This is a genomic window from [Ruminococcus] lactaris ATCC 29176 (genome assembly GCF_025152405.1).
In the GTDB taxonomy this organism is placed as follows: domain Bacteria; phylum Bacillota; class Clostridia; order Lachnospirales; family Lachnospiraceae; genus Mediterraneibacter; species Mediterraneibacter lactaris.
Map to the genome: position 1 here is coordinate 372,337 of NZ_CP102292.1, position 26,245 is coordinate 398,581.

Below are 26,245 nucleotides of genomic sequence, written 5' to 3' on the forward strand. Positions count from 1 at the left end.
CAAAAAAAATTGACTATCACCAACGCATGCAACGCTATGCATGTGTGGACATTATCCCATTCCCGTGGGATGAGGTCGAGTTGGTTATGCTGATAAGAGCGTATGGTGGATGCCTTGGCACTAAGAGCCGATGAAAGACGTGATAAGCTGCGAAAAGCTTCGGGGAGGGGCAAATACCCATTGATCCGGAGATTTCTGAATGGGGAAACCTACCTGAGCAAACCTCAGGTATCCTGACGCCAATCCATAACGTCAGGAAGGGAACCCGGTGAACTGAAACATCTAAGTAGCCGGAGGAAGAGAAAACAACATGTGATTCTGTGAGTAGCGGCGAGCGAAAACGGAAGAGCCCAAACCAGTGTGCGTGCATGCTGGGGTTCGGACCGCGGAATTGATTCAACAAGTTTAGCAGAACGGTTTTGGGAAAGCCGGCCAGAGAGGGTGAAAGCCCCGTAAGCGAAAGACGAGTTGACATGGCGGGATCCAGAGTACCACGAGACACGTGGAACCTTGTGGGAATATGCGGGGACCACCCCGTAAGGCTAAATACTACTTAGTGACCGATAGTGCATAGTACTGTGAAGGAAAGGTGAAAAGGACCCCGGGAGGGGAGTGAAAAAGAACCTGAAACCATATGTTTACAAGCTGTGGAAGAGCTTTATATGCTCAACCGCGTACTTTTTGTAGAACGGTCCGGCGAGTTACGCTGGCTGGCGAGGTTAAGCACTGAAGGTGTGGAGCCGAAGGGAAACCAAGTCTGAATAGGGCGAAGAGTCAGTCGGAGTAGACCCGAAACCGGGTGATCTATCCATGTCCAGGTTGAAGTTGCCGTAAAAGGCAATGGAGGACCGAACCCACATCCGTTGAAAAGGGTGGGGATGAGGTGTGGATAGGGGAGAAATTCCAATCGAACCCGGAGATAGCTGGTTCTCCTCGAAATAGCTTTAGGGCTAGCCTCATACGAGTCTTGCGGAGGTAGAGCACTGAATTCCTAAGGGGGCGTCAAAGCTTACTAAGGGATATCAAACTCCGAATGCCGTGTAGATGATGTATGGGAGTCAGACGATCCGAGATAAGTTGGGTGGTCAAAAGGGAAAGAGCCCAGACCAACAGCTAAGGCCCCAAAATGTGTGTTAAGTGGAAAAGGATGTGGGATTTCGAAGACAACTAGGATGTTGGCTCAGAAGCAGCCATCCATTCAAAGAGTGCGTAATAGCTCACTAGTCGAGAGGTCCTGCGCCGAAAATGTCCGGGGCTGAAACACACTGCCGAAGCTTTGGAATTGATGAATTTCAATTGGTAGAGGAGCATTCTTAAAGAGACGAAGCAGTACCGGAAGGAGCTGTGGATTTTTAAGAAGAGAGAATGCCGGAATGAGTAGCGAGAGGAAGGTGGGAATCCTTCCGGCCGAATATCTAAGGTTTCCAGAGTAAAGCTGATCTGCTCTGGGTAAGTCGGGGCCTAAGGCGAGGTCGAAAGACGTAGTCGATGGATAACAGGTTGAAATTCCTGTACTATCCTGTAACAGAACTGTGGGGACACAGGCAGAGAGCGTGAGCCGGGAATGGAAAGACCGGTACAAGCGAGGTAGGAGAAGAGCTGGCAAATCCGCTCTTCAATCTGAAGACGTGATGTGGACCGAAAAGAAGTAGGGAAGCACGTGAGCTGACTGTCAAGAAAAGCCGCTATTGTTTGCAGGATACCCGTACCGTAAACCGACACAGGTGGATGAGGAGAGAATCCTAAGGCCGACGGGAGAAGCATTGTTAAGGAACTCGGCAAAATGACTCCGTAACTTCGGGAGAAGGAGTGCCAGTAAGATGGCCGCAGAGAATTGGCCCAAGCAACTGTTTAGCAAAAACACAGGTCTATGCAAAACCGAAAGGTGAGGTATATGGGCTGACGCCTGCCCGGTGCTGGAAGGTTAAGGGGAGAGGTTAGCCGTAAGGCGAAGCTTTGAACTTAAGCCCCAGTAAACGGCGGCCGTAACTATAACGGTCCTAAGGTAGCGAAATTCCTTGTCGGGTAAGTTCCGACCCGCACGAAAGGCGTAATGATTTGGGCACTGTCTCAACAATGCACCCGGTGAAATTGAAATACCAGTGAAGATGCTGGTTACCTGCGCCAGGACGGAAAGACCCCATGGAGCTTTACTCCAGCTTGATACTGGGATTCGGTATTGTATGTACAGGATAGGTGGGAGGCTTTGAAGTGGTTACGCCAGTAGCCATGGAGCCGCTGTTGGGATACCACCCTTGCAGTACTGGGTTTCTAACCAGCAGCCGTGATCCGGCTGGGGGACAATGTCAGGTGGGGAGTTTGACTGGGGCGGTCGCCTCCGAAAGGGTATCGGAGGCGCTCAAAGGTTCCCTCAGAATGGTTGGAAACCATTCGAAGAGTGCAAAGGCAGAAGGGAGCTTGACTGCGACACCGACGGGTGGAGCAGGTACGAAAGTAGGACTTAGTGATCCGGTGGTATAAAGTGGGATTGCCATCGCTCAACGGATAAAAGCTACCCTGGGGATAACAGGCTTATCACTCCCAAGAGTTCACATCGACGGAGTGGTTTGGCACCTCGATGTCGGCTCATCGCATCCTGGGGCTGAAGTAGGTCCCAAGGGTTGGGCTGTTCGCCCATTAAAGCGGTACGCGAGCTGGGTTCAGAACGTCGTGAGACAGTTCGGTCCCTATCCGGCGTGGGCGTAAGATATTTGAGAGGAGCTGTCCTTAGTACGAGAGGACCGGGATGGACTGGCCGCTGGTGTATCTGTTGTCTTACCAAAGGCATAGCAGAGTAGCCAAGCCGGGAAGGGATAAACGCTGAAGGCATCTAAGCGTGAAGCCCCCCTCAAGATGAGATATCTCATAACGTCAAGTTAGTAAGACCCCTTGAAGACGACGAGGTAGATAGGGCAGAGGTGGAAGTGTGGTAACACATGGAGCTGACTGTTACTAATAGGTCGAGGGCATAACCAAAGCAGTGATAGGTAAATGGATGATGGTGTTGGTTTTTAACTGTATGTAGTTTTCAAGGTATACAAAAATTGAATATTCCTCGATAGCTCAATGGTAGAGCACACGGCTGTTAACCGTGGGGTTGTTGGTTCGAGCCCAACTCGGGGAGTTAAAAGATCTTGCTTAAGTGCAAGATTTTTTTTATAACTTTATTCTAAAGAAGAATTTAGAAAACGAAGATAAGAATCAAAAAAAAGATTTTATATATAAAAAAGCTTGCCAAATATATAATTTTATGATATGATTAAAATCGCTGTTGAGGATGTTAGCAGCATTTTGGCCCCGTGGTCAAGCGGTTAAGACATCGCCCTTTCACGGCGGTAACACGGGTTCGATTCCCGTCGGGGTCATTCATTGCCGATGTGGCTCAATTGGCAGAGCAGCTGATTTGTAATCAGCAGGTTATCGGTTCGAGTCCGATCATCGGCTTTGTTCCTGAGGGAACACTAATCAATTTGGACCTTTAGCTCAGTTGGTTAGAGCAACCGGCTCATAACCGGTCGGTCCTGGGTTCGAGTCCCCGAAGGTCCACTTAGCTAGACTACTTGGAAGAGTAGGGGTAGCGAAGCTTATAATTTAATATTTGGCCCAGTGGCTCAGTTGGTTAGAGCGTCGCCCTGTCACGGCGAAGGTCGAGAGTTCGAGTCTCTTCTGGGTCGTTCAAGATGTTGATCATCTTGACAAATGCCGCAGTGGCGGAACTGGCAGACGCCCGGGACTTAAAATCCCGTGGGTAGTGATACCCGTACCGGTTCGATTCCGGTCTGCGGCATTAGTAAAAAATGGGAGAAACGTTGAATTTACAGCGTTTCTCTTATTTTTTTAAAGGAAAAAGTTTGAACACCTTTGAACACTTTATGATAAACTCCTGTTTCAGTGACAATATTTTATTATGAGGAATATAATTTGATATGCATAGGAGATAAAATGCGGTATAATAAAGTGAATTACGATATAATGATGATAAAAAGAACAGACGGGTACAATAAGTAATTCAAGACTCTGATATATTTCTTAGGTATAATTTTTGAGGAATAAATATGATATATGCCAGTAGATACAAATCCCCGATTGGTAATATCCTTTTAGCTTCTGATGAAGAAGGACTTACTGGTTTGTGGTTCGAAGGACAGAAATATTTTGCAAATACACTTCCAGATGAAAGAATTTTACAGGAAACGGAGATTCTCAGAGAAGCAAAAAAATGGTTGGATTTGTATTTTACCGGAGAAGAACCCCCATTTACGCCACCTCTGCATCCAGCAGGATCAACATTCAGACAGGCAGTGTGGCAGCTCCTATTGCAGATTCCCTATGGGCAGACGATCACATATGGAGAGATTGCTCGCCGGATGGCTGAAGTGAAAAAAGTTCCCCGTATGTCTGCCCAGGCAGTCGGAGGAGCCGTTGGACATAATGAGATTTCCATTATTATTCCATGTCATCGTGTAGTAGGTACAAACGGAAGTCTGACAGGATATGGAGGTGGAATTGATAAAAAAATTTCACTGCTTAATCTGGAACATGCAGATATGAGCCATCTATTTATTCCAAAGAAAGGAACTGCGTTGTAGAAGATATTGTATGATATTTTGTTATGTATAATAAAGAATAGTTTTTATGTGAGAATAGTTTTTGTGACAATTTTTGTTTGACTTTTCACTAAAAAGAAAATATAATGATTTTTGAACGAGTAGCAGATTAGCGTAAATCCAGTTTTGCTACTCGTTTTTTTGTGCAACTGATGTCGCACATTATTAAAATATATAATATCATCGAAAGTGTGTAGCTTATCAGCGTAAGTCCGGCTTATCAGATAAGTTCACACTTTTTTTATGCAGAAAAGGAGGATTTAGTTAAGATGGCTGAAGGTAACAAAATGAGAGAAATGTCGGTAAATAAGCTCATGGTACAGATGGGAATACCGATGATCTTATCAATGGCATTGCAGGCTGTTTACAATATTGTAGACAGTGCGTTTGTAGGAAACATGAGAAGAGGAAGTGAGGCTGCACTTAATGCACTTACACTTGTGTTCCCTGTTCAGATGCTAATGGTGGCGGTTGGAATTGGAACTGGTGTGGGGACTAATGCACTTCTTGCGAGAACCCTGGGACAGGGAAATGAGAAAAAGGCTGCAAAAGTTGCAGGAAACAGCTTATTTTTAGGAATAATCATTTATGCAATATGCTTGTTATTTGGAATTTTTGGAGTAAAAGCATACATCTCATCACAGACAGTTGATCCGGAGGTTGTTTCAATGGGAACGAGCTATCTGAGAATATGTTGTATCATTTCATTTGGAATTATTTCCTTCTCATTATTTGAAAAACTGCTACAGGCAACCGGACGTTCTCTTTATTCAACAATTGGTCAGGTTGTGGGAGCAGTGATAAATATTATTCTTGATCCAATTATGATCTATGGAATAGGACCGATTCCTGAAATGGGAGTGGAAGGTGCTGCGTATGCAACGGTAATCGGGCAGGTGGTGTCCGCGGTATTGTTGTTTGTATTCCATATAAAGATGAATAAAGAATTTGAGCATAATGTAAAGTATATGAAACCGGATGGTGGAATTATCCGGGAAATCTATGCCATCGGACTTCCGGCAATTATTGCACAGGCACTTATGTCTATTATGGTTTATGCAATGAATCTGATATTGAAGTTCAGTCCATCGGCACAGACAGCCTATGGGTTGTTCTATAAAGTGCAGCAGTTTGTATTATTCCTTGCCTTTGGGCTGAGAGATGCGATTACACCGATTATTGCTTTTGCATATGGAATGCACAGCAAAAAGAGAGTTCAGGATGGAATTATGTATGGATTGATCTATACGATTGTACTTATGATTGTTGGTGTAGCGATTACAGAAATTTTCCCGGGGGCTTTCGCTACTTTATTTAATGCAGGACAGTCCAGAGAATATTTTATCGGAGCCATGAGAATTATCTCTGTCAGCTTTATTTTTGCCGGAATTAATGTAGCATATCAGGGAATTTATCAGGCATTGGATGGTGGTATAGAATCGCTGGTGATTTCATTACTCAGACAGTTAATAGTCATATTACCACTGGCGGGCATTTTCTCCACTTTTGTCAGAAACGGACAGATGGGGATTTCATTGATCTGGTGGGCATTCCCAATTACTGAGCTTATTGCTTGTCTGGTGGGATATGTATTTTTAAAGAAAATCCGAAAGAACAAAGTGGAAAGATTAAGTTAAGGAGGAGACAGTTATGGCAAAGAGAATTATTACAATCAGCAGGGAATTCGGAAGTGGTGGCCGTTTTATTGGTGAAGAAGTGGCAAAAAAGCTTGGTATTGCCTATTATGATAAAGAAATGATCGGACAGATTGCAGAACAGGCAGGGTTATCATCGGAGTATGTTCGGGAAAATGCTGAGTTATCTCCGAAGAAAGGATGGTTTGCGTATGCTTTTTCTGGTCGTGATATTACGGGAAAATCAGTAGAAGATATGGTGTATGAAGCACAAAGAAAAGTAATTATGGAAATCGCTGAAAAAGAAAACTGCGTAATCATAGGGCGAAATGCAGATTTCATTTTAAAGGACAGAAAAGATGTATTAAATGTTTTTATACATGGAAGCATACCGGAAAAAGTCCGGCGTATCTGCAGCTTATATAATGTTACAGAAGTGGATGCTATAAAAATGATAAACGATATAGATAAAAGACGCAGAACAAACTATAATTTTTATACCGAACAGAAATGGGGAATGGCAGAGAACTATACCATGTCTTTGAACAGTTCTGTGTTAGGGTATGATCTGTGTCAGAAAATTATAATAGATTGTGCAAAATTATAAGAACAGCAGGATACTCTGCTTTCACTTATGAATAATTTTGTGTTATAATGTGTTATCAGATTTTGGGGATCGCCGCTGCCGCTGCGGTCGGTGCAAAGCGGACATCCACCGGATGTCCTGCACCTTTGTATTTCCGATATCAGAGTTCGTAAGGGCTACCGGGAGGAGGAGAAAAGTTTGAAAAAGTGGACATCATTCATTTTAATATTAATTATTGCGTTGAATCTGGCAGGCTGCAGCAATCGGAATGTGAATAGAAATCTGCAAAATAAGCCTGATATTACGGGAACTGTCCTGGAAGTACAGGATAATTCTATTCTGCTTGAAATTAATAAGGAAGGGTATCCTGATGGAACGAGGTGTAAAGTATCGTTAAATGAAAAAAATCGGGACAACTATGCAGAGGTATCTGTCGGTGATGAAGTTGTAGTATATTATGACGGGAAAATTGCAGAAAGTGATCCGTTGCAAATAAATACTGTATATGGTATTACATTAAAAAATTCTGTGGATTAAGTGGATATAAAAATGAAAAAAATTTGTTGACATATTTTTTTATTGTGATATACTTTGAAAGTCAAAGTATTTAAGACTCAAATTATTTTGAAAGAGTTGGAGAAAAAAATGATTGGAAAAATATGTGGAACAGGATCATATCTGCCGGACTATATCATAGATAATTTTAAATTGGCAGAATCTGTAGACACCAGTGATGAATGGATTCAGGAGCGGACAGGAATCAGGCAGCGTCATATAGCAAAGAAAGAGACCACGTCTTATATGGCTTCAATGGCGGCTCTGAAGGCTTTGGAAAATGCCGGGACAGAACCGGAGGAGATTGATATGATCCTTGTGGCAACTTCCTCATCAGAAACGGTTTATCCATGTACGGCATGTGAAGTCCAAAAAATGACCGGTGCAGTCAATGCAGTGGGATATGATGTGAATGCGGCATGTTCTGGATTTGTGATTGCCTTTCATACAGCACAGGCGTATATCCATTCCGGTATATGCAGAACGGTGCTGGTCATTGGGGCAGAACGGATGAGCAGGATGGTTGACTGGTCGGATCGGGGAACGTGTATCTTATTTGGAGATGGAGCGGGGGCAGTTGTGGTAAAAGCAGAAGAGAAGGGGTATTGCCATATGGCAGCACATTCTGACGGGACAAAGGGCGAAGCTCTTGTGGGAAGCACAAAGTCGTTCCTTAAAATGAATGGTCAGGAAGTCTTTAAATTTGCAGTACGCAAAGTGCCGGAATTGATTTTAGAACTTACCGGGGAGGCCGGGATCAGGCCGGAAGAGATAGATCATATTGTGTTGCATCAGGCGAATCAAAGGATTATAGAAGCTGTTGCCAGAAGATTGAACCTGAAAGATTCAAAATTTCCGGTGAATTTGGACAAATATGCAAATACTTCGGCAGCTTCGATCCCTGTTTTGTTGGATGAAATGAACCGGATGAAAATTTTAAAGCAAGGGCAGAGCATGCTTTTGGCAGGATTCGGTGCGGGACTGACCTGGGCAGGGTGCTTATTTGAATGGTAGTCAGGAAAAGGATACTTTTCCTTATTACATAGAAAAAATGAAAAGAAAAGAGAGGAAATAAAAATGTTAGAGCAGATTAAGGAAATTGTAGCAGAGTCATTAAATGTGGAGGCAGATACACTTACAACAGATACTTCATTCAAGGAGGATCTTGGAGCAGATTCACTGGATCTTTTTGAGCTGGTTATGGCGTTTGAAGAAGCATTTGAAATTGAAATACCGAGTGAAGATCTGGAAGAAATCAAAACGGTCGGAGACGTGGTTTCTTATGTAGAAAGTCACAAATAAGAAAGAGGAATTCAAAATGAAGACATCAATAACAAAACTGCTTGGAATTGAATATCCCATTATACAGGGAGGCATGGCATGGGTTGCAGAATATCATTTGGCTGCGGCTGTATCGGAGGCAGGGGGACTTGGTCTGATCGGGGCAGCAAATGCTCCTGCTGAATGGGTACGGGAACAGATACAGAAGGTAAAAGAGCTTACGAAGAAGCCTTTTGGTGTGAATATTATGTTGATGAGTCCTCATGCAGATGAAGTAGCAAAAGTAATTGTTGAAGAAGCTGTGCCGATGGTGACAACCGGTGCAGGATCTCCGGAAAAATATATGAAAATGTGGAAAGCAGCCGGAGTGAAAGTGATTCCGGTAGTTGCATCGGTTGCCCTCGCAAAGAGAATGGAACGGTGTGGAGCAGATGCTGTTGTTGCAGAGGGAACGGAGGCAGGAGGCCATATCGGAGAAAATACAACGATGGTTCTTGTTCCACAAGTTGCGGATGCAGTTCAGATTCCGGTTATTGCAGCTGGTGGGATTGCAGATGGAAGAGGTGTTGCAGCGGTATTCATGCTGGGAGCGAAGGGAGTTCAGTTGGGAACCCGCTTTGTTGCAACAGAAGAAGCACAGGTACATGAAAATTACAAGAACTGTATTCTGAAAGCAAGGGATATTGATTCCAGGGTTACGGGACGTTCTACCGGACATCCGGTACGAGCCCTCCGCAATCAGATGACAAAGACATATTTACAGAAAGAGCAGGAAGGTGCTGCGTTTGAAGAGCTGGAGTTACTGACGCTTGGTGGACTGAAAAAAGTGGTTGTTGATGGGGATGTTCAAAATGGAAGTGTCATGGCAGGTCAGATCGCAGGGATGATTAAAGAAAAAATGTCCTGCAAAGAGGTAATCGAAAAGCTGGTGCAGGAGACAGATGCATTGCTTGGAGGAACAGAAATTTATGAGTAAAGTTGCATTTATTTTCCCCGGACAGGGCGTACAGAAAGCGGGGATGGGAAAAGATTTTTATGACCAGTACAAAACGGCTGCGAAGGTTTTTGACCAGGCAACCGAATTGCTTGGCATCGACATGAAAAAGCTTTGTTTTGAAGAAAATGACAGATTGGATCAGACAGAATATACACAGGCAGCACTCGTGACAGTCTGCATGGCGATGGAGCGTGTTGCTGAGGAAGAAGGTCTTGTGGCAGATGTCACAGCAGGACTGAGTCTGGGTGAATATTGTGCGATCGTAACAGCCGGAGGAATGAAGCTGAAGGATGCAATCCGAATCACAAGAAAAAGAGGACTTCTGATGCAGAATGCAATTCCGGATGGACAAGGTGCAATGGCGGCAGTGTTAGGTCTTTCAGGAGAAATCGTCGAAAAGACGGTGGCATCGATGGAAGGTGTGAGTGTTGCAAATTATAACTGTCCCGGACAAATCGTGATTACCGGTTGGAACGATGCGGTGGAAAAGGCAGCAGAACGGCTGAAAGCAGCAGGAGCAAAAAGAATTCTTCCGTTGAAAGTCAGTGGGCCATTCCATTCTCCATTATTAAAAGAAGCAGGAAAAGAGCTGGGAGAAGAATTGAAAAGTGTGGAACTCTCAGAATTACAAATTCCCTATGTGACAAATGTTACAGCGGAATATGTCTCAGAAATCGATCAGACAAAAGCCCTTCTTGCAAAGCAGGTGGCGGCATCGGTCAGATGGCAGCAGAGTATAGAAAAAATGCTCAGTCAGGGTGTAGATACTTTTATAGAGATCGGTCCGGGAAGAACACTGACCGGATTTATGAGAAAGATCAGCAGAGAAGTTCGGACATATAATATCAGTACAGTCGAAGATCTGAAAAAGGTGGTAAATGAGTTATGCAAAATACATTGACAGGAAAAGTTGCATTAGTGACAGGAGCCTCCCGGGGAATTGGAAGAGCGATTGCTTTGAAGCTGGCAGCAGAGGGGGCAGCAGTTGTGATCAATTACCATGGTTCAATGGAGAAAGCCAAGGAAGTGAAAGCAGAAATTGAATCTGACGGAGGAATTGCAGAGATCATGCAGTGTAATGTAGCAGATTATCAGGCCACAGAAGCAATGATCAGAAAAGTAACGGATGACTTTGGAAGACTGGATATTCTGGTCAATAACGCAGGAATCACGAGAGATGGTCTGCTGATGAAAATGTCAGAAGAAGATTACGATACAGTCCTCGATACCAATCTGAAAGGGACATTCCATTGTATCCGGTTTGCTGCAAGGCAGATGCTCAGACAAAGAGGCGGAAGAATTATCAATCTGTCATCAGTTTCAGGAATCCTTGGGAATGCAGGACAGGCAAATTACTCGGCATCCAAAGCAGGCGTGATAGGACTGACCAAAAGTGCTGCAAGAGAACTTGCATCCAGAGGAATTACTGTCAATGCAGTCGCTCCGGGATTTATTGAGACAGAAATGACAGCAGTTCTTACGGAAAAAGTCAGGGAATCCGCTGTGGCACAGATCCCGATGGGAGCCTTTGGAACAGCGGAAGATGTTGCAGAAGCAGTCGCATTTCTTGCATCTGATTCTGCCCGGTATATAACAGGACAGACGATCCATGTCGACGGTGGCATGGCAATGTAGAAGGAGGCAGGAAAAGAAATGAAACGCAGAGTAGTTATAACAGGAATGGGTGCAGTGACACCGATCGGGAATACCATAGAGGAATTTTGGGATGGAATCCGGTCAGGAAAATCAGGAATCGCTCCCATCACACATTTTGATGCATCAGAATATAAAGTAAAACTTGCAGCAGAAGTAAAGAATTTTGTCGCAAAAGAACGAATGGACTTTAAAGCGGCAAAAAGAATGGAATCTTTTTCCCAGTATGCAGTGGCGGCAGCAAAAGAAGCATTTGAAGATGCAGGACTGGATATGGCAGAGGAAGATCCCTACCGTATCGGGACAATCATTGGCTCAGGAATTGGTGGACTGGAGTGTCATGAAAAAAATTATAAAAAACTGCAGGAGCGTGGTCCGGGACGCGTGAATCCATTGATGATTCCGTTAATGATCTCCAATATGGCAGCAGGAAATGTATCAATCCAGCTTGGACTGAAAGGAAAATGTACAGATGTAGTGACTGCCTGTGCTTCAGGGGCAAACAGCATCGGAGATGCTATGCGGGCAATCCAGTATGGAGATCTTGATGTCTGTGTGGCGGGAGGAACAGAAGCAAGTATCTGTCCTTCCGGTGTAGCGGGATTTACAGCTTTGACAGCATTGTCCTGTAATCCGGATCCGGCATCAGCATCCCGGCCATTTGATAAAGACAGGGATGGATTTGTGATCGGAGAGGGAGCCGGAATTGTTGTATTGGAGGAACTGGAGCATGCCAAGGCGAGAGGTGCCAGAATCTATGCGGAGATGGCAGGATACGGATCAACCGGTGATGCCTATCATATTACTTCCCCTGCAGAAGACGGATCCGGAGCAGGCATGGCGATGAAGTTTGCCATGAAAGAAGCAGGAATACAGCCAGAGCAGGTTGACTATATTAATGCACACGGAACAAGTACGCATCATAATGATCTGTTTGAGTCAAGAGCGATCCGTTATGCACTGGGAAAGGCGGCAGAAACGGTAGTGATCAATTCTACCAAATCAATGGTCGGCCATATGCTGGGTGCAGCCGGTGCTGTTGAGGTGATTGTATGTGTAAAGAGTATTGAGGATCAGTTTATCCATCAGACCATAGGGACAGAGCATATAGATCCAGAATGTGGACTGAATTATGCAGTTGGTTCTCCGGTGGAAAAGAAAATTGATTATGCAATGTCAAATTCCCTGGGATTTGGCGGTCATAATGTGTCACTGATCGTAAAACGCTATGAGGAGTAGAGCATGAGTATGAAAATGGAAGAACTGCTGCAGTTGATCGATGCAGTATCAGAGTCGGACCTTACAGAGCTTGAATATAAAGATGAAAATGCAGAAATCTCTTTGAAAAAGAAACTACAGCCTATTCAGTCTGGACAGCAGATAGAAGAGGTGTCATGTACGGAAGAAATTGTGCAGCAGAAAGCCGCATTAAATAAAAATGAAGCAGACGGATCGGAGAAGAAAAAGGGAAAAATTGTGACAGCACCACTGGTAGGAACGTTCTATGCTGCTCCGGCAGAAGATGAAGAACCGTTTGTGAAAGTCGGGGAGCGAGTGGAAAAAGGTCAGATCGTAGCGATCATTGAGGCGATGAAACTGATGAATGAGATTGAATCAGATTTTGCAGGAACAGTGACAGAAGTTTTTGTAGAGAATGGTCAGTCCGTAGAATATGGACAGCCACTTTTTGCAGTTGGATAACAGGAAAGGTCAGGACAGAACGATGCACAGTTTAAATACAGAACAGATTCAGCAGATTATTCCGCACAGACATCCTTTTCTTCTGATCGATCAGATTGAGGATTACGTGCCTGGAGAATATGCCGTGGGATACAAGGGTGTTTCCTATCATGAAGATTTCTTCCGGGGGCATTTCCCACAGAAAGCAGTGATGCCGGGTGTGCTGATTTTAGAGGCACTGGCACAGACCGGTGCAGTTGCGATTCTAAGTCTGCCGGAAAATCGTGGAAAGATTGCATTTTTCGGAGGCGTTCAGAAGTGCCGGTTTAAGGGAATGGTTTTGCCGGGAGACAGGCTGCGTCTGGAAACGAGGATCATCAAAAGAAAAGGTCCGGTCGGGGTCGGTGAAGCGACAGCATCAGTAGATGGAAAGACGGTAGTGACAGCAGAGCTTACCTTTATGGTAGGCGAATAGCTTTTAGCATTAGTAAGTTTCAGATGGGAGAGTAAGATATGATCGAAAAGATACTGATTGCCAACAGAGGTGAAATTGCGGTAAGGATCATCCGGGCGTGCAGAGAGATGGGAATCCGTACCGTTGCAGTATATTCAGAGGCAGACAGGGATGCTCTGCATACACAGCTTGCGGATGAAGCAGTATGTATAGGTCCGGCACCTTCCACAGACAGTTATCTGAATATGCAGAACATCATCAGTGCGACGCTGGTATCCGGTGCGGATGCAATCCATCCGGGATTTGGATTCCTTTCAGAGAACAGCCGGTTTGCCCGGTTGTGCGAGCAGTGTAATATTGTCTATATCGGACCACCATCGGACGTGATCAGCCGGCTCGGAAATAAATCTGAGGCAAGGAATACCATGATAAAAGCAGGAGTCCCGGTCATTCCTGGGAGTAAAGAGGCAGTTTATGATGTGAAGGAAGGGGCAAAGATCGCAAAAAAAATCGGTTATCCGGTTATTATCAAGGCAGCACTCGGTGGTGGCGGAAAGGGAATGCGTGTGGCACAGAACCCGGAAGAATTTGAGCAGAGTTTCCAGACAGCACGGAAAGAAGCCGGGATCGCTTTTGGAGATGAAACGATGTATATTGAACATTTTGTAAAGCATCCGAGGCACATCGAGTTTCAGATTCTTGCAGACAACTATGGGAATGTAATCCATTTAGGAGAACGTGACTGTTCTATCCAGAGAAACCATCAGAAAATGATCGAAGAATCTCCATCGGTTGCACTGAGTGCCGGTCTGCGTAAGAAAATGGGAGAGGCAGCTGTCCGGGCTGCAAAGGCAGCAGGCTACAGGAATGCCGGTACGATCGAATTTCTTCTTGAAAAGAGCGGAGCATTTTATTTTATGGAAATGAATACCAGGATTCAGGTGGAGCATCCGGTCACGGAATGGGTGACGGGGGTGGATCTGATTAAAGAGCAGATCAGGATTGCAGATGGTCAGAAACTTGGCATGAAGCAGAAAGAAGTGCGTATCAGCGGACATGCCATTGAGTGCAGGATCAATGCAGAAAATCCGATGAAGAATTTCAGACCATCACCAGGCACGATCACAGATGTGCATTTCCCGGGAGGGGAAGGAATCCGTGTAGATACTGCGGTTTATACAGGTTATCAGGTACCGCCCTGTTATGATTCTATGCTGGCAAAGCTGATCGTTCATGGAGACAGCAGGGAAGAAGCAATCCATAAAATGAAAAGTGCATTAGGAGAAGTAATCATCAAAGGTGTTGAAACGAATATAGATTATCAGTATTCGATCTTAAATCACCCTGATTTTATTTCAGGAAATATTGATGTGGAATTTGTTACAGAGGCAAAAGGACTTTTGGCATAAAGAAGCAGGAATTTCGTGATGCAGGGACGGAAGAAGGGAGTAAAAATGAGACTTCAGAATATGTTTAAAAAGACAGGGGAAAGAGAGAATCCTGTACGAAAGGGGCGTTTAAGAAGAAGACCGGAAGCACCGGAAGGGCTTTTGAAAAAATGCAATAAATGTGGTGCGGCAATCCTGTCGGAAGAAGTGATCAATGGAGCATATATTTGCCCGAAATGTCATGGGTATTTCAGAGTTCCTGCATACAAAAGGATTGAGATGATCGCAGATGAAGGAAGTTTTGAAGAGTGGGATATGGATCTAGATGGAATGGACGGTCCGCCTGACCCGCTGCAATTTAAAGGATATTCTGAAAAGATAAAGAAACTCAGGGAACAGACGGGATTAAAAGAAGCTGTTGTGACCGGGCGTGTAAAAATCAACGGCACGCAGGCAGTGATCGGAGTCTGTGACGGGCGTTTTATGATGGCAAGCATGGGGTATGCAGTCGGCGAGAAGATCACCCGGGCGGTGGAACGTGCCACAAATGAAAAACTTCCTGTGATCTTATTTACCTGTTCCGGTGGAGCGAGGATGCAGGAAGGGATTATTTCGCTGATGCAGATGGAAAAGACTTCAGCGGCATTAAAACGTCATAGCGATGCAGGACTGTTATATGTGACGGTACTGACAGATCCGACGACAGGCGGCGTGACAGCCAGCTTTGCCATGTTGGGAGATATTATAATAGCAGAACCACAGGCATTGATTGGGTTTGCAGGCCCGCGGGTGATCGAGCAGACGATTGGGGAGAAACTGCCGGAAGGATTTCAACGGGCAGAATTTCTTTTGGAACATGGATTTGTAGATCAGATTGTAAAGCGGGAAAATATGAAGCCGGTTTTGGGAAGGATCCTGAAAATGCATGATCATGTCCACCCGGATTGCAGAAAGGGAAAAGAGGTCAGAAAATCCGACAGAACAGAACCGGTCCCAAAGGCAGGAATGACAGAAAAAAAAGCAGGAAAGAAAGCAGCAGAACAGGAACCATGGTCTGAAAAATCTCTTACGGCATGGGAGCGGGTCTGCCGATCCCGTTCAAAAGAGCGTCCGGTCGGCAAGGATTATATTGACATTTTGTTTGAAGATTTTGTAGAATTACATGGAGACAGATATTACAGAGATGATCCGGCGATCATTGGAGGAATTGCATATTTTCAGGGAATCTGTGTGACGGTGATCGCACAGGCAAAAGGCAGGACGACAAAAGAAAATCTGGAACGGAATTTTGCCATGCCTTCCCCGGAAGGGTACAGAAAAGCACGGCGGCTGATGAAGCAGGCAGAAAAATTCCATCGTCCGGTCATCAATTTTGTAGATACTCCGGGTGCATTTTGCGGAATGGAGGCGGAAGAACGCGGGCAAGGAGAAGCAATCGCAAGAAATTTATTTGAATTGTCGGGATTGAAAGTGCCGGTACTTTCTGTTGTGATCGGTGAAGGCGGAAGTGGTGGTGCATTGGCACTGGCGGTGGCAGATGAAGTGTGGATGCTGGAGAACAGTGTCTATTCTGTCCTTTCGCCGGAAGGGTTTGCAAGCATTTTATGGAAGGACAGCAGCCGGTCGGTTGAAGCAGCAAAGATGATGAAACTGACAGCAGCCGATCTGAAGAAACTGGGGGTGATCGAGAGAGTATTCCCGGAACCACAAAACTTCAGTGTTTTGACGATGAAACCAACTGCAGAACTGCTGCGGGCAGGTCTGGCAGAGTTTCTGACAAAATACCAGAAGCTGGAAACGAAAGACTTGCTGGAAGGAAGATATGAGCGTTTCAGAAAGCTGTAGCGGACAGGATGGGGCGAGCGTTTCAGAAAGCTGTAGCGGACAGGATGGGGCGAGCGTTTCGGAAAGCTGTAGCGGACAGATAACGGCAGGCGTTTCAGAAAGCTGTAAATGACGGATAAATGCACCGGGATGATAAGGCGGAGGAGGGAAATCAGGAATGAAAACCTATGAGACGATCAATGATATTCTGGTACATTTATTTAATGAAATATGGGAACTGGAAAAAAATGCGATCATAACGGAAGAGTTTAAGGATATTACGAACAATGATATGCATATTATCGAGGCAATCGGTCTGACCGGAAAGACGACGATGTCTGTGGTGGCAAAAAAAATGAAGATCACAGCAGGCTCACTTACGACGGCAATGAATGCACTGGTCAATAAAAAGTACGTTTTGAGGGAACGTGGTGAGAAGGACAGGAGGGTGGTCTATATCTGGCTGACAGAAAAGGGGCAGCGGGCTTACAGGCATCATGCAAAGTTTCATGAACAGATGACGAATGCTGTGATCGAGGAACTGGACGAGACGGAAATTCCGGTACTGTTAAAGACTCTGAGAGGACTGGATACTTTTTTCAGGAGTTATTCTGACAATCAGGATCGGTCATGAGAGGAAGAAAAATAAAGGAAAAATTCTTGAATTTGACGTTTTGGGAAAAATGCGGTACAATCTGATAGAACTGTGAATTTATTCACAAGTACAAAGCAGGAAAAATCCATTGTACTTGGGTGTATAATTTAGGAGGGAAACGAGATTATGGTATCAAAGAAAGCAAATTCAACAGTAAAAGTAACAGCAGCCAAAGCAGAAGAGAAAGCAGCCGTTAAAGAAGCCGTTGAAGCAAAAGCAGTGAAAGCAGAAGAGAAAGCAGCAAAGACTCCGGTTGCAAAGCCGGAAAAAAAGGCCGATAAGAAAGAGACAGAAGCTGCAAAAGCGATTGAGACTAAGAAAGATTCTACAATGAAGCTCGAGACAAAGGCAGCAGTATTAGTGGATACACCGGAAGTTCAGACAGAAGAGACTGCAGCAAAAGAGACAGCGAAGAAAGCCGTAAAGAAAGTTGCAGAGACAGCGGAAAAAGCTGTAAAAGCTACTGCAGAGACAGCGGAAAAAGCTGTAAAAGCTACTGCAAAGGCAGCAGATAAAGCAGTGAAAAAGACTGCAGCAAAGAAGACAGCAGCGAAGAAGTCAACAGCCAAAAAGGCAGAGCTTAAGACGGAGATGTTCCTTCAGTTTGCAGGTAAGGAATATACAGAAAAAGAGATCCTTCAGAAAGTGAAAGAGATCTGGACAAAGAATCTTAAGAGAAAAGTCGGAGAGATGAAGGATGTCAAGATTTATCTGAAACCGGAAGAGTCAGCAGCATATTATGTTGTCAATGGCGATACAACCGGAAGAGTAGATCTGTAAGATACATAAAATTATTTCCAGGAGATGCGGTACATGAAGTATGTACCGCATTTACTGTATGTGGTGAGGAAAGAAAAGATGTATGAAAAGGAAATAGCGGAACTTCAGAAGATTATAGATGAGAGCAGCAGGATCGTATTTTTCGGAGGAGCAGGAGTCTCAACTGAAAGCGGGATTCCGGATTTCAGAAGTGCAGACGGAATCTATCATCAGAAATACAAGTACTCTCCTGAGCAGGTTGTCAGTCATAGTTTCTTTATAAAATATCCGGAAGCATTTTATGAATTTTATAAAGAGAAGATGATGATGTTGGATGCAAAGCCGAACCCGGCACATCTGAAGCTGGCAGAGCTTGAGGCAGCAGGAAAGCTTCAGGCAGTTGTGACGCAGAATATTGATGGTCTTCATCAGTCGGCAGGCAGTAAAAAAGTATATGAACTTCATGGAAGTATCCATAGAAATTATTGTATGAAATGCGGAAAATTTTATGACGCAGAGTATGTAAAAAAATCGGAAGGTGTACCGCACTGTTCTTGTGGCGGCGAGATCAAGCCGGATGTGGTACTATATGAAGAAGGACTGGATGCAAAGACAATGGATGGTGCCGTCCGGGCAATCGGTTCAGCAGATACACTGATCATCGGAGGCACATCGCTGGTTGTATATCCGGCAGCAGGGTTTATTGATTATTTTCGGGGAAAGCACCTGGTTGTTATCAATAAATCCAGCACGGAGAAAGCAGTCCGGGCAGAACTGAACATTGCAGCACCTATTGGGGAGATTCTTGGGTCAATCCAGGTAAGATGAATCAGAAAGCCGGAAAAAAGAGAAGTAAAGAAAAGCAAAGGAAAAGCACCGGAAAGAAAACTCTTGGAAGAGATTCCTTATTCCGATGCTTTTTTCATATGATTTGCAATGTAAAAAGGCAACCAGTATTAGAAAAATTAACGGGATTCCCATCTGCCGGAAGCACCGCAGGGAAGAACCAGTCCTGAATTTGTAACAGGGAGTCCGATCTCCTGAGAATCAACATGACCGTTCCAGGATTTTAATTCGGTGGAGATCATGTAAGTCAGTACTGCAGGTGCAAGACCCGTTGTATAGGAGTTGACCAGGAAAAATAATGCATCTTTGGACAGAATTTTTGCACAGAGCCGGATCAACGGATGGATCATGTCTTCAATCTTCCAGATCTCACCTTTTGGGCCGCGTCCGTAAGAAGGCGGATCCATGATAATGGCATCGTAGGTGTTGCCACGGCGGATCTCACGTTCTACAAACTTCACACAATCATCTACAAGCCAGCGGATCGGAGCATCTTTCAACCCGGAAGATACAGCATTCTCCTTTGCCCAGGTGACCATTCCCTTGGAGGCATCAACATGAGTGACAGTTGCACCTGCAGCCGCGGCTGCGAGGGTAGCTCCTCCGGTATAGGCAAAGAGATTCAGTACTTTGACAGGTCGGCCGGCGTTGCGGATCTTTTCTGAAAACCAGTCCCAGTTGGTTGCCTGTTCAGGAAAAAGACCGGTATGCTTAAAACTGAACGGCTTGAGATTAAAAGTAAGCGAACCGTAATGGATCTGCCACTGCTGAGGAAGCTTAAAAAATTCCCATTCACCACCGCCTTTTTTGCTGCGATGGTAGTGACCGTTCATATTTTTCCAGCCACGGTCGGTCTTCGGGGTGTCCCAGATGACCTGGGGATCAGGACGGACGAGAAGATATTTGCCCCAGCGTTCCAGCTTTTCCCCCTTTGAACAGTCAATAATTTCATAGTCTTTCCAATTATCTGCAATCCACATAGATATAAAAGTCCTTTCTGATCTGTAAGCATTTCACGCAAAATAAAATGCTGCTTTATATGACCTTATGATTATAGCACAGGAAAGAGCTGCCACTCAAGAGAAGAATCTTATGTAAATTCTGTACTTTAAGGTGAAAATATGCTATAATTCAACAGTTAAACTGCGGTTTGGCAAGGTAAAGCGGCGTTGATGTAAAATGACAGTTTTTGGGGAAGCTGACTTGGAGAAAGGATGCCGCAGTTTCAGATGAGAAAGGAATGAAAGAATGTTATCTACGATTGAATCAGTAAATAATGTTGTCAACAACTTTATATGGGGTGTGCCGGCAATGATCTGCATCATTGGAGTTGGTCTGCTGCTGAGCTTCAGAACGAGATTTTTACAGATCCGCAAATTCCCGTATGCGATGAAGGTGACGATCGGACGAATGCTCAGGAAGAGGGATGCATCGGACGGAGCGTTGACCCCGTTTCAGGCAGTATGTACGGCACTGGCAGCTACGGTAGGAACGGGAAATATAGCCGGTGTGGCCGGTGCGATCGCTATCGGAGGTCCGGGGGCGGTCTTCTGGATGTGGATCTCTGCAATCCTTGGAATGTGTACAAAGTTTTCCGAAGTAACGCTTGCAGTTCATTTCCGTGAAAAGAATGCAGATGGAGATCTTGTAGGCGGACCAATGTACTACATAAAAAATGGACTGAAGAAGAACTGGCACTGGCTGGCATATCTTTTTGCAGCGTTTGGTGTGCTGACTGTATTCGGAACAGGAAATGCAACTCAGGTCAATACGATCACGACAGCGATCGATTCAGCATTGATCAATTATGGAGTCATTGAAGCAGGAAAGTCAGGAACATTGAACCTGATCATCGGAATTGTTCTTGCCGCTTTGATCGCCCTGATCCTTTTAGGAGGGATTAAGAGGATCGGCCGGGTTACAGAGAAGCTGGTCCCGTTTATGGCAGTCGTTTATATTCTGCTGGCACTGGGCGTGATCCTGTTGAATATCAAGAATGTTCCGGGTGTATTTGCATCAATTTTTGAAGGTGCATTTTCTCCGGCTTCTGTTACAGGCGGTGCAGTGGGAAGTTTCTTTATGAGTATGAAAAAAGGTGTATCAAGAGGAATTTTTTCTAATGAAGCAGGTCTTGGTACAGGTTCGATCGCCCATGCATGTGCTGATACGCAGAAACCGGTCAAGCAGGGATTTTTTGGAATTTTTGAGGTGTTCGTAGATACGATCGTGATCTGCACAATGACAGCACTGGTTATTCTTTGCAGTGGCGTTTCCATTGGTTATGGTGAGGCTGCAGGTGCAGAGCTTACGATCAACGGGTTTACTTCTACTTATGGAAACTGGGTTTCTATTTTTACCGCAGTTGCCATGTGTTGTTTTGCATTTTCCACAATCCTTGGATGGGGCTTATATGGAACAAGATGTATTGAATTTTTGTTTGGTTCAAAAGTCAATAAACCATTTATGGTATTTTATTCGCTGGTAGCGATCGTCGGTGCTACGATGGATCTTGGTCTGATGTGGAGTATTGCGGAGACATTTAACGGACTGATGGCAATCCCGAACCTGATTGCAGTGTTTCTGTTATCAGGGGTTGTTGTGAAGCTTGTAAAAGAATACTTTGAAAACGAAGGGAAAAAATAAGTTGCAGTTTTGGGTGCAATGAGAAGGGGCAGTGGTCTCATGCGAAAAAAGGAATTAAAAATTGTTGTAACCTTTCATACGACAGCAGATGCGATGGCAATGGAAAGGATCTGTAAAGAAAAGGGAATATCGGGACGGCTGATCCCGGTTCCCCGGATTCTGTCCGCAGGGTGTGGGCTGGCGTGGGCCGCACCGCCTGAGGACAAAGAGCTGATAGAAAAGATTTTGGCTGAAAGAGAAATTAACAGAGCGGGAGTGAATGAATGTATGGTTTAATCCTGAAAAGACGGGATTGCCATATATTTTTAATTGCGTTATACTCAAGGTGAATAAAATACATCATGAAAGAAAGGGCAGAGAAGATGAAGGTAACGGATGAAATTATTTATGTAGGCGTGAACGATCATGATATCGATTTATTTGAGGGGCAGTATATTGTTCCGAATGGAATGGCTTATAATTCTTATGTGATCCGGGATGAAAAGATCGCAGTTATGGATACAGTTGATGAGGCATTTGGAGAAGAATGGCTGGAGAATGTAAAGAATGCACTGGACGGAGCGAAACCGGAGTATCTGATCATCCAGCATATGGAACCGGATCATTCAGCCAATATTGAGAAGTTCATGGAAGTATACCCGGATACAAAGATTGTGGGCAATGCGAAGACCTTTACTATGATATCCAACTTTTTCCGCAACCTGGATTTAGAGGGAAAGAAAGTCGTAGTTAAGAACCAGGAGAAGTTGGAACTTGGAAAGCATATCCTTACGTTTGTCTTCGCCCCGATGGTACACTGGCCGGAAGTTATGGTGACTTATGACAGTACGGATAAGGTGTTGTTCTCAGCGGATGGATTTGGAAAGTTCGGTGCATTGGATGTAGAGGAAGACTGGGACTGTGAGGCACGCCGTTACTATTTTGGAATCGTTGGAAAGTATGGTGTCCAGGTTCAGAATCTTCTGAAGGCTGCATCTGCACTTGAAATCGAAAAGATCTGTCCTCTGCATGGACCGGTTTTAAGCGAAAATCTGGAGCATTATCTGGGACAGTATCAGACCTGGTCTTCTTACGGCGTTGAGTCAGAAGGTGTTATGATCGCTTATACTTCTGTTTATGGAAATACCAAAAAGGCTGCAGAGCTGTTGGGAGAAAAACTGAAGGAAAAAGGCTGCCCGAAAGTTGTGGTATGTGATCTTGCCCGCGAGGATATGGCAGAAGCGGTAGAGGATGCATTCCGTTATGGAAAGCTGGTGCTTGCCACAATCACTTATAATGGAGATATCTTCCCGTTTATGAGAACTTTCATCGAACATCTGAAAGAACGGAATTATCAGAACCGGACGATCGGTCTGATTGAAAATGGTTCCTGGGCATCTACTGCAGGAAAAGTGATTGCAGGAATGTTGGAGAAGAGCAAAAATATTACAATGCTGGAGAAACCAGTGAAGATTATGTCCTCTCTGAGTGAAGAGAACCTGAAAGAGCTGGATGAGATGGCAGAAGAACTTATGAAATAAAAGCAGAGATATAAAAGAAAAGCTGCAATATAAAAGAGTGGATAAAAATGCCGGCTATAGCGGACCTGAACAGGATGCAGGATCTGTATAGCCGGTATTTTTATTGAGGGATTAAATCAAATCGATTTAGATCAATCAGTGTAAACTGTCTTTCCTGCACAGATAGTCCGCTTTACCTTTCCATATAATTCCCAACCGGTAAATGGAGAGTTGCAAGATTTGGAATGGTACTCTGTCGGAATCCATTTTTCGTTCGGATCAAAAAGTACCAGGTCAGCAGGAGCCCCCGGTTCCAGTTTTCCTGAAGGAAGATGATACAGATGAGCCGGATTAACTGTCATTTTCTCGAGTAACTGATTCAGAGTCAGATGACCCGGACGTACAAGAGAAGTGATGCCAAGTGCAAGTGAAGTCTCAAGCCCGATGATCCCGCTTGGAGCCGATGGAATCGGACGGCTCTTTTCCTCTGCACTGTGCGGGGCATGGTCAGTGGCAATGATGTCGATGGTTCCGTCGCAAAGTCCCTGTATGATGGCAAGACGGTCCTTTTCTGTACGAAGCGGTGGATTCATTTTTGCAAGAGAACCATATTTTATTACTGCCTCATCAGTCAGCGTAAAATGATGAGGAGTTGCCTCTGCATGCAACTTTGCTCCAAGAGCTTTAAAAGTACGCACCAGTTCCACGGAAGTTCCGGAACTGATATGCTGGATCACGACATCTGCACCGGATTTCAGGGCGAGCATACAGTCACGGGCGACAAGGGATTCCTCAGCAATCGAAGGAGAACCGTAGATCCCAAGAAAATCAGAAGCAGCTCCGTGGTTGATTCCATTTATTTCAATGAAAGACGGGTCCTCCTCATGAAGACTGATTGGGAGGTTTAGTTGTGCGGCAAGCTCCATGGCTTTCAGAAGGAATGCAGCATCTTTTAACGGAATGCCGTCATCAGTAAATCCGCACGCACCGGCAGCGGCAAGAGCTTTCATGTCAGTCAGTTCTGTCCCTTTGAGATCATGGGAAACGGCAGCAGCCTGATAAATGTGAATAGCTTCTTCTTTTTCGCGGGCAGCGAGGCCGGAAAATACAGAAACTGAGTCAACGACAGGACTGGTATTTGCCATACAGATCACGGAAGTGAATCCGCCGGCAGCGGAGGCAGAAGCACCTGTATGAATATCTTCCTTATAGGTGAAGCCAGGATCACGAAAATGAACGTGGGTGTCGATCAGTCCCGGAGCGATGGTCAGTCCGGAAGCATCAATGATCTCTTCTGACGGGGAAACTGAAAGATGCTGTCCGATTGAAAAAATTTTCCCATCAGAAATCTGAAGATCAGCAAATTCCGCTCTGCCAGAAGCGGGATCAATTATATAACCATTTTTTATAAGCATAAATAAATCCTCCTGTAAAAAATCATAATTATAGGTAATATCAGTATAACGTATTTGCGATGAATTGTGTATAATAGAATGAAAGATAAAGAAAAGTAACTTGCCGTTAAGGCAATCTATCTGAAACATGGACGGATAAAAATAGGAACAGGAAAGGACAGGAGAATGAATCTGAATCAGACTCCGGCAGCAGAAAGGCCACATATTGGATTTTTTGGCTGCCGTAATGCAGGAAAATCAAGTATCGTCAATGCGGTGACAGGACAAAATCTGGCTGTAGTCTCCAACGTAAAGGGAACAACAACAGATCCGGTCGTAAAAGCGATGGAACTTCTTCCGGCCGGCCCGGTTGTAATGATCGATACGCCGGGAATTGATGATGACGGGGAACTTGGAAAGCTGCGGGTAGAAAAAAGCTATCAGATGCTGAATCGGACGGATCTGGCTATCGTAGTGATTGATGGAGGGACAGGCATAAAGAAAGAAGATTTTGCCCTGCTGAAGGAAATAGAAAAAAGAAAGGTGCCTTTTATCATTGCTGTAAATAAAAGCGATCTTTTAAAAGAACACCGGATACAGTCAAAGGGCAGGGGAAAAGTGCCGGAAGAGAGCCTGATTTATGTAAGTGCGGAGACAGGAGAAGGAATCCGTGAATTAAAGAAAAGAATCGGGGAAAGCATCTGCACAGAGAAAAATAAAAAAAGAATCGTGGGAGATCTGCTGGAATCGGGAGATGTTGTTGTGCTTGTCATCCCGATTGATGAATCTGCACCAAAAGGGCGGCTGATCCTTCCTCAACAGCAGACGATCCGGGACATTCTGGAATCGGGAGCAATTTCAGTCGTTACCAAAGAGGACAGAGTGAAAGAAACCATTGAAAATCTGAAAATACCGCCAAAGCTTGTGATTACAGACAGTCAAGTGTTTGAGAAAGTAGCATGCAATGTATTAAAAGAGATAAAATTAACATCATTCTCGATTCTGTTTGCACGCTATAAGGGAAATCTCAGAACGAATATAGAAGGAGTTATGATGTTGGATAAGCTGAAAAACGGAGATAAAATCCTGATCAGCGAGGGATGCACTCACCATCGGCAGTGCGGAGATATCGGAACGGTAAAGATCCCGAAATGGATCAGGGAGTATACCGGAAAAGAGCTTCTTTTTGAAACTACATCAGGAACAGAGTTCCCTGCAGATCTGAGTCCTTATAAAATGGTTGTACATTGTGGAGGATGTATGCTTAATGAACGGGAAATGCAGATTCGGCTGGAGAGGTCAAAAGGGCAGAAAGTACCAATGACAAATTATGGGATACTGATCGCATATACGCATGGAATATTAAAAAGAAGCGTGGAAATATTCCCGGAGATCGCTGAACTGTTCAGAAGAGAAAGTTTTACCGGAAAGATTCTGTAAACTGAAAGAGTTCTTTCCTATTATAATAGGAAGAAAATGATAAATGACAGTGGGAAGAAAATGTCACACAGGAATCAGGCAGAGAATGCCGGATAGAAATTTTATACAGAAAACGAAAATAACGCTGCACATCCGGATCTGCAACTCCGGACAGCAGCGTTATTTTCATGGTATGTAATTGAGAGGATTCTTGAGCCATCGGGCAGAACATCTGCATATTAACTGGGGAATCCCTGCAAAGAGGATATAAATGCAGAAGGAGATTTTGCCGCGGCAGGGACATTCTTGGGGGAAACGTCCGGCTCTGGCATACTGCAATACTGCACGATGACCAAGGATCTGACCTGCAA

Annotated in this window: 22 protein-coding genes, 6 tRNA genes, 1 rRNA gene and 1 pseudogene; 28 read left to right on the forward strand and 2 right to left on the reverse strand. The window is 44.6% G+C overall.

The window, feature by feature from the left end:
• Positions 1-82 precede the first annotated feature (82 nt).
• From NQ541_RS01795 to NQ541_RS01910, 24 genes and pseudogenes are all read left to right on the forward strand, one after another.
• Positions 83-2,976, forward strand: a 23S ribosomal RNA gene (locus tag NQ541_RS01795).
• A 76-nt stretch (positions 2,977-3,052) separates the two neighbouring features.
• Positions 3,053-3,124: transfer RNA gene (locus tag NQ541_RS01800), tRNA-Asn, on the forward strand.
• Between the two features lie 169 nt (positions 3,125-3,293).
• Positions 3,294-3,365, forward strand: a tRNA-Glu gene (locus tag NQ541_RS01805).
• 6 nt (positions 3,366-3,371) lie between these two features.
• Positions 3,372-3,444, forward strand: a tRNA-Thr gene (locus NQ541_RS01810).
• 28 nt (positions 3,445-3,472) lie between these two features.
• Positions 3,473-3,546: transfer RNA gene (locus NQ541_RS01815), tRNA-Ile, on the forward strand.
• Between the two features lie 54 nt (positions 3,547-3,600).
• A tRNA-Asp gene (locus NQ541_RS01820) sits at positions 3,601-3,674 on the forward strand.
• Between the two features lie 27 nt (positions 3,675-3,701).
• Positions 3,702-3,787: transfer RNA gene (locus tag NQ541_RS01825), tRNA-Leu, on the forward strand.
• A gap of 268 nt (positions 3,788-4,055) precedes the next feature.
• Entirely contained in the window at positions 4,056-4,589 is a 534-nt protein-coding gene (locus NQ541_RS01830) for a methylated-DNA--[protein]-cysteine S-methyltransferase (RefSeq protein WP_005612922.1), read from the forward strand.
• 287 nt (positions 4,590-4,876) lie between these two features.
• Entirely contained in the window at positions 4,877-6,244 is a 1,368-nt protein-coding gene (locus NQ541_RS01835; protein ID WP_005612924.1) for an MATE family efflux transporter, read from the forward strand.
• Between the two features lie 13 nt (positions 6,245-6,257).
• Positions 6,258-6,848, forward strand: a complete 591-nt coding sequence (locus NQ541_RS01840; protein ID WP_005612926.1) for a cytidylate kinase-like family protein — start codon at positions 6,258-6,260, stop codon at positions 6,846-6,848.
• A 177-nt stretch (positions 6,849-7,025) separates the two neighbouring features.
• Positions 7,026-7,364, forward strand: a complete 339-nt coding sequence (locus NQ541_RS01845) for a DUF3221 domain-containing protein (RefSeq protein WP_023921891.1) — start codon at positions 7,026-7,028, stop codon at positions 7,362-7,364.
• A gap of 108 nt (positions 7,365-7,472) precedes the next feature.
• On the forward strand, positions 7,473-8,396 hold the full coding sequence (locus NQ541_RS01850; RefSeq protein ID WP_023921893.1) for a beta-ketoacyl-ACP synthase III: 924 nt from the start codon (positions 7,473-7,475) through the stop codon (positions 8,394-8,396).
• Positions 8,397-8,459: 63 nt separating this feature from the next.
• Complete coding sequence (gene acpP / locus NQ541_RS01855) at positions 8,460-8,684, forward strand: acyl carrier protein (protein WP_005612935.1); 225 nt, start codon at positions 8,460-8,462, stop codon at positions 8,682-8,684.
• Between the two features lie 13 nt (positions 8,685-8,697).
• Positions 8,698-9,639: pseudogene (fabK, locus tag NQ541_RS01860) on the forward strand (enoyl-[acyl-carrier-protein] reductase FabK); the annotation flags it as partial.
• Positions 9,632-10,561, forward strand: coding sequence for an ACP S-malonyltransferase (gene fabD / locus NQ541_RS01865; RefSeq protein WP_005612941.1), 930 nt, complete (start codon positions 9,632-9,634; stop codon positions 10,559-10,561). The pseudogene fabK and the gene fabD, both read left to right, overlap by 8 nt.
• Complete coding sequence (fabG, locus tag NQ541_RS01870) at positions 10,546-11,295, forward strand: 3-oxoacyl-[acyl-carrier-protein] reductase (protein WP_005612943.1); 750 nt, start codon at positions 10,546-10,548, stop codon at positions 11,293-11,295. Before fabD ends, fabG begins: the two co-directional genes overlap by 16 nt.
• Positions 11,296-11,313: 18 nt before the next feature.
• A complete protein-coding gene (fabF, locus tag NQ541_RS01875) occupies positions 11,314-12,552 on the forward strand; it encodes a beta-ketoacyl-ACP synthase II (RefSeq protein WP_005612946.1) in 1,239 nt (412 codons plus the stop codon).
• Positions 12,553-12,555: 3 nt separating this feature from the next.
• Entirely contained in the window at positions 12,556-13,014 is a 459-nt protein-coding gene (gene accB / locus NQ541_RS01880; RefSeq protein ID WP_005612948.1) for an acetyl-CoA carboxylase biotin carboxyl carrier protein, read from the forward strand.
• Positions 13,015-13,036: 22 nt separating this feature from the next.
• Positions 13,037-13,468, forward strand: coding sequence for a 3-hydroxyacyl-ACP dehydratase FabZ (gene fabZ / locus NQ541_RS01885; RefSeq protein ID WP_023921902.1), 432 nt, complete (start codon positions 13,037-13,039; stop codon positions 13,466-13,468).
• A 38-nt stretch (positions 13,469-13,506) separates the two neighbouring features.
• A complete protein-coding gene (locus NQ541_RS01890) occupies positions 13,507-14,856 on the forward strand; it encodes an acetyl-CoA carboxylase biotin carboxylase subunit (protein WP_005612954.1) in 1,350 nt (449 codons plus the stop codon).
• Positions 14,857-14,901: 45 nt separating this feature from the next.
• Entirely contained in the window at positions 14,902-16,680 is a 1,779-nt protein-coding gene (locus tag NQ541_RS01895; RefSeq protein ID WP_044941206.1) for an acetyl-CoA carboxylase carboxyl transferase subunit, read from the forward strand.
• A gap of 157 nt (positions 16,681-16,837) precedes the next feature.
• Positions 16,838-17,293, forward strand: a complete 456-nt coding sequence (locus tag NQ541_RS01900; RefSeq protein ID WP_005612964.1) for a MarR family winged helix-turn-helix transcriptional regulator — start codon at positions 16,838-16,840, stop codon at positions 17,291-17,293.
• 147 nt (positions 17,294-17,440) lie between these two features.
• Positions 17,441-18,094 (forward strand): DUF6465 family protein, encoded by a 654-nt coding sequence (locus NQ541_RS01905; RefSeq protein ID WP_005612970.1) that lies wholly within the window; start codon positions 17,441-17,443, stop codon positions 18,092-18,094.
• 78 nt (positions 18,095-18,172) lie between these two features.
• Positions 18,173-18,901: an NAD-dependent protein deacylase gene (locus NQ541_RS01910; RefSeq protein ID WP_044941210.1), complete on the forward strand. Its 729-nt coding sequence runs from the start codon at positions 18,173-18,175 to the stop codon at positions 18,899-18,901.
• A 137-nt stretch (positions 18,902-19,038) separates the two neighbouring features.
• Here NQ541_RS01910 and NQ541_RS01915 read toward each other — a convergent pair whose 3' ends face one another.
• Complete coding sequence (locus NQ541_RS01915) at positions 19,039-19,899, reverse strand: class I SAM-dependent methyltransferase (RefSeq protein ID WP_005612975.1); 861 nt, start codon at positions 19,897-19,899, stop codon at positions 19,039-19,041.
• 268 nt (positions 19,900-20,167) lie between these two features.
• Here NQ541_RS01915 and NQ541_RS01920 point away from each other — a divergent pair, with 268 nt between their 5' ends.
• From NQ541_RS01920 to NQ541_RS01930, 3 genes are all read left to right on the forward strand, one after another.
• Entirely contained in the window at positions 20,168-21,562 is a 1,395-nt protein-coding gene (locus NQ541_RS01920; protein ID WP_005612977.1) for an alanine/glycine:cation symporter family protein, read from the forward strand.
• Between the two features lie 39 nt (positions 21,563-21,601).
• Positions 21,602-21,838 carry a putative Se/S carrier protein gene (locus NQ541_RS01925; protein ID WP_044941193.1) on the forward strand — a complete coding sequence of 79 codons (237 nt, stop codon included), beginning with the start codon at positions 21,602-21,604 and terminating at the stop codon, positions 21,836-21,838.
• Positions 21,839-21,903: 65 nt separating this feature from the next.
• The gene (locus NQ541_RS01930) at positions 21,904-23,082 is read left to right on the forward strand and encodes an FprA family A-type flavoprotein (protein ID WP_005612981.1); all 1,179 of its coding nucleotides are present in this window, start codon (positions 21,904-21,906) and stop codon (positions 23,080-23,082) included.
• A gap of 131 nt (positions 23,083-23,213) precedes the next feature.
• Here the strand turns inward: NQ541_RS01930 and NQ541_RS01935 are convergent, their stop codons facing one another.
• Positions 23,214-24,476, reverse strand: coding sequence for a dihydroorotase (locus NQ541_RS01935; RefSeq protein ID WP_044941197.1), 1,263 nt, complete (start codon positions 24,474-24,476; stop codon positions 23,214-23,216).
• Between the two features lie 165 nt (positions 24,477-24,641).
• Here NQ541_RS01935 and hydF point away from each other — a divergent pair, with 165 nt between their 5' ends.
• The gene (gene hydF, locus NQ541_RS01940) at positions 24,642-25,895 is read left to right on the forward strand and encodes a [FeFe] hydrogenase H-cluster maturation GTPase HydF (RefSeq protein ID WP_005612983.1); all 1,254 of its coding nucleotides are present in this window, start codon (positions 24,642-24,644) and stop codon (positions 25,893-25,895) included.
• Positions 25,896-26,245: the final 350 nt, after the last annotated feature.

Coding starts and splice junctions, on each gene's coding strand:
- NQ541_RS01830 (WP_005612922.1), top strand. CDS start 4,056: ATGATATATGCCAGTAGATACAAATCCCCGATTGGTAATATCCTTTTA.
- NQ541_RS01835 (WP_005612924.1), top strand. CDS start 4,877: ATGGCTGAAGGTAACAAAATGAGAGAAATGTCGGTAAATAAGCTCATG.
- NQ541_RS01840 (WP_005612926.1), top strand. CDS start 6,258: ATGGCAAAGAGAATTATTACAATCAGCAGGGAATTCGGAAGTGGTGGC.
- NQ541_RS01850 (WP_023921893.1), top strand. CDS start 7,473: ATGATTGGAAAAATATGTGGAACAGGATCATATCTGCCGGACTATATC.
- acpP (WP_005612935.1), top strand. CDS start 8,460: ATGTTAGAGCAGATTAAGGAAATTGTAGCAGAGTCATTAAATGTGGAG.
- fabD (WP_005612941.1), top strand. CDS start 9,632: ATGAGTAAAGTTGCATTTATTTTCCCCGGACAGGGCGTACAGAAAGCG.
- fabG (WP_005612943.1), top strand. CDS start 10,546: ATGCAAAATACATTGACAGGAAAAGTTGCATTAGTGACAGGAGCCTCC.
- fabF (WP_005612946.1), top strand. CDS start 11,314: ATGAAACGCAGAGTAGTTATAACAGGAATGGGTGCAGTGACACCGATC.
- accB (WP_005612948.1), top strand. CDS start 12,556: ATGAGTATGAAAATGGAAGAACTGCTGCAGTTGATCGATGCAGTATCA.
- fabZ (WP_023921902.1), top strand. CDS start 13,037: ATGCACAGTTTAAATACAGAACAGATTCAGCAGATTATTCCGCACAGA.
- NQ541_RS01890 (WP_005612954.1), top strand. CDS start 13,507: ATGATCGAAAAGATACTGATTGCCAACAGAGGTGAAATTGCGGTAAGG.
- NQ541_RS01895 (WP_044941206.1), top strand. CDS start 14,902: ATGAGACTTCAGAATATGTTTAAAAAGACAGGGGAAAGAGAGAATCCT.
- NQ541_RS01900 (WP_005612964.1), top strand. CDS start 16,838: ATGAAAACCTATGAGACGATCAATGATATTCTGGTACATTTATTTAAT.
- NQ541_RS01905 (WP_005612970.1), top strand. CDS start 17,441: ATGGTATCAAAGAAAGCAAATTCAACAGTAAAAGTAACAGCAGCCAAA.
- NQ541_RS01910 (WP_044941210.1), top strand. CDS start 18,173: ATGTATGAAAAGGAAATAGCGGAACTTCAGAAGATTATAGATGAGAGC.
- NQ541_RS01915 (WP_005612975.1), bottom strand. CDS start 19,899: ATGTGGATTGCAGATAATTGGAAAGACTATGAAATTATTGACTGTTCA.
- NQ541_RS01920 (WP_005612977.1), top strand. CDS start 20,168: ATGTTATCTACGATTGAATCAGTAAATAATGTTGTCAACAACTTTATA.
- NQ541_RS01925 (WP_044941193.1), top strand. CDS start 21,602: ATGCGAAAAAAGGAATTAAAAATTGTTGTAACCTTTCATACGACAGCA.
- NQ541_RS01930 (WP_005612981.1), top strand. CDS start 21,904: ATGAAAGAAAGGGCAGAGAAGATGAAGGTAACGGATGAAATTATTTAT.
- NQ541_RS01935 (WP_044941197.1), bottom strand. CDS start 24,476: ATGCTTATAAAAAATGGTTATATAATTGATCCCGCTTCTGGCAGAGCG.
- hydF (WP_005612983.1), top strand. CDS start 24,642: ATGAATCTGAATCAGACTCCGGCAGCAGAAAGGCCACATATTGGATTT.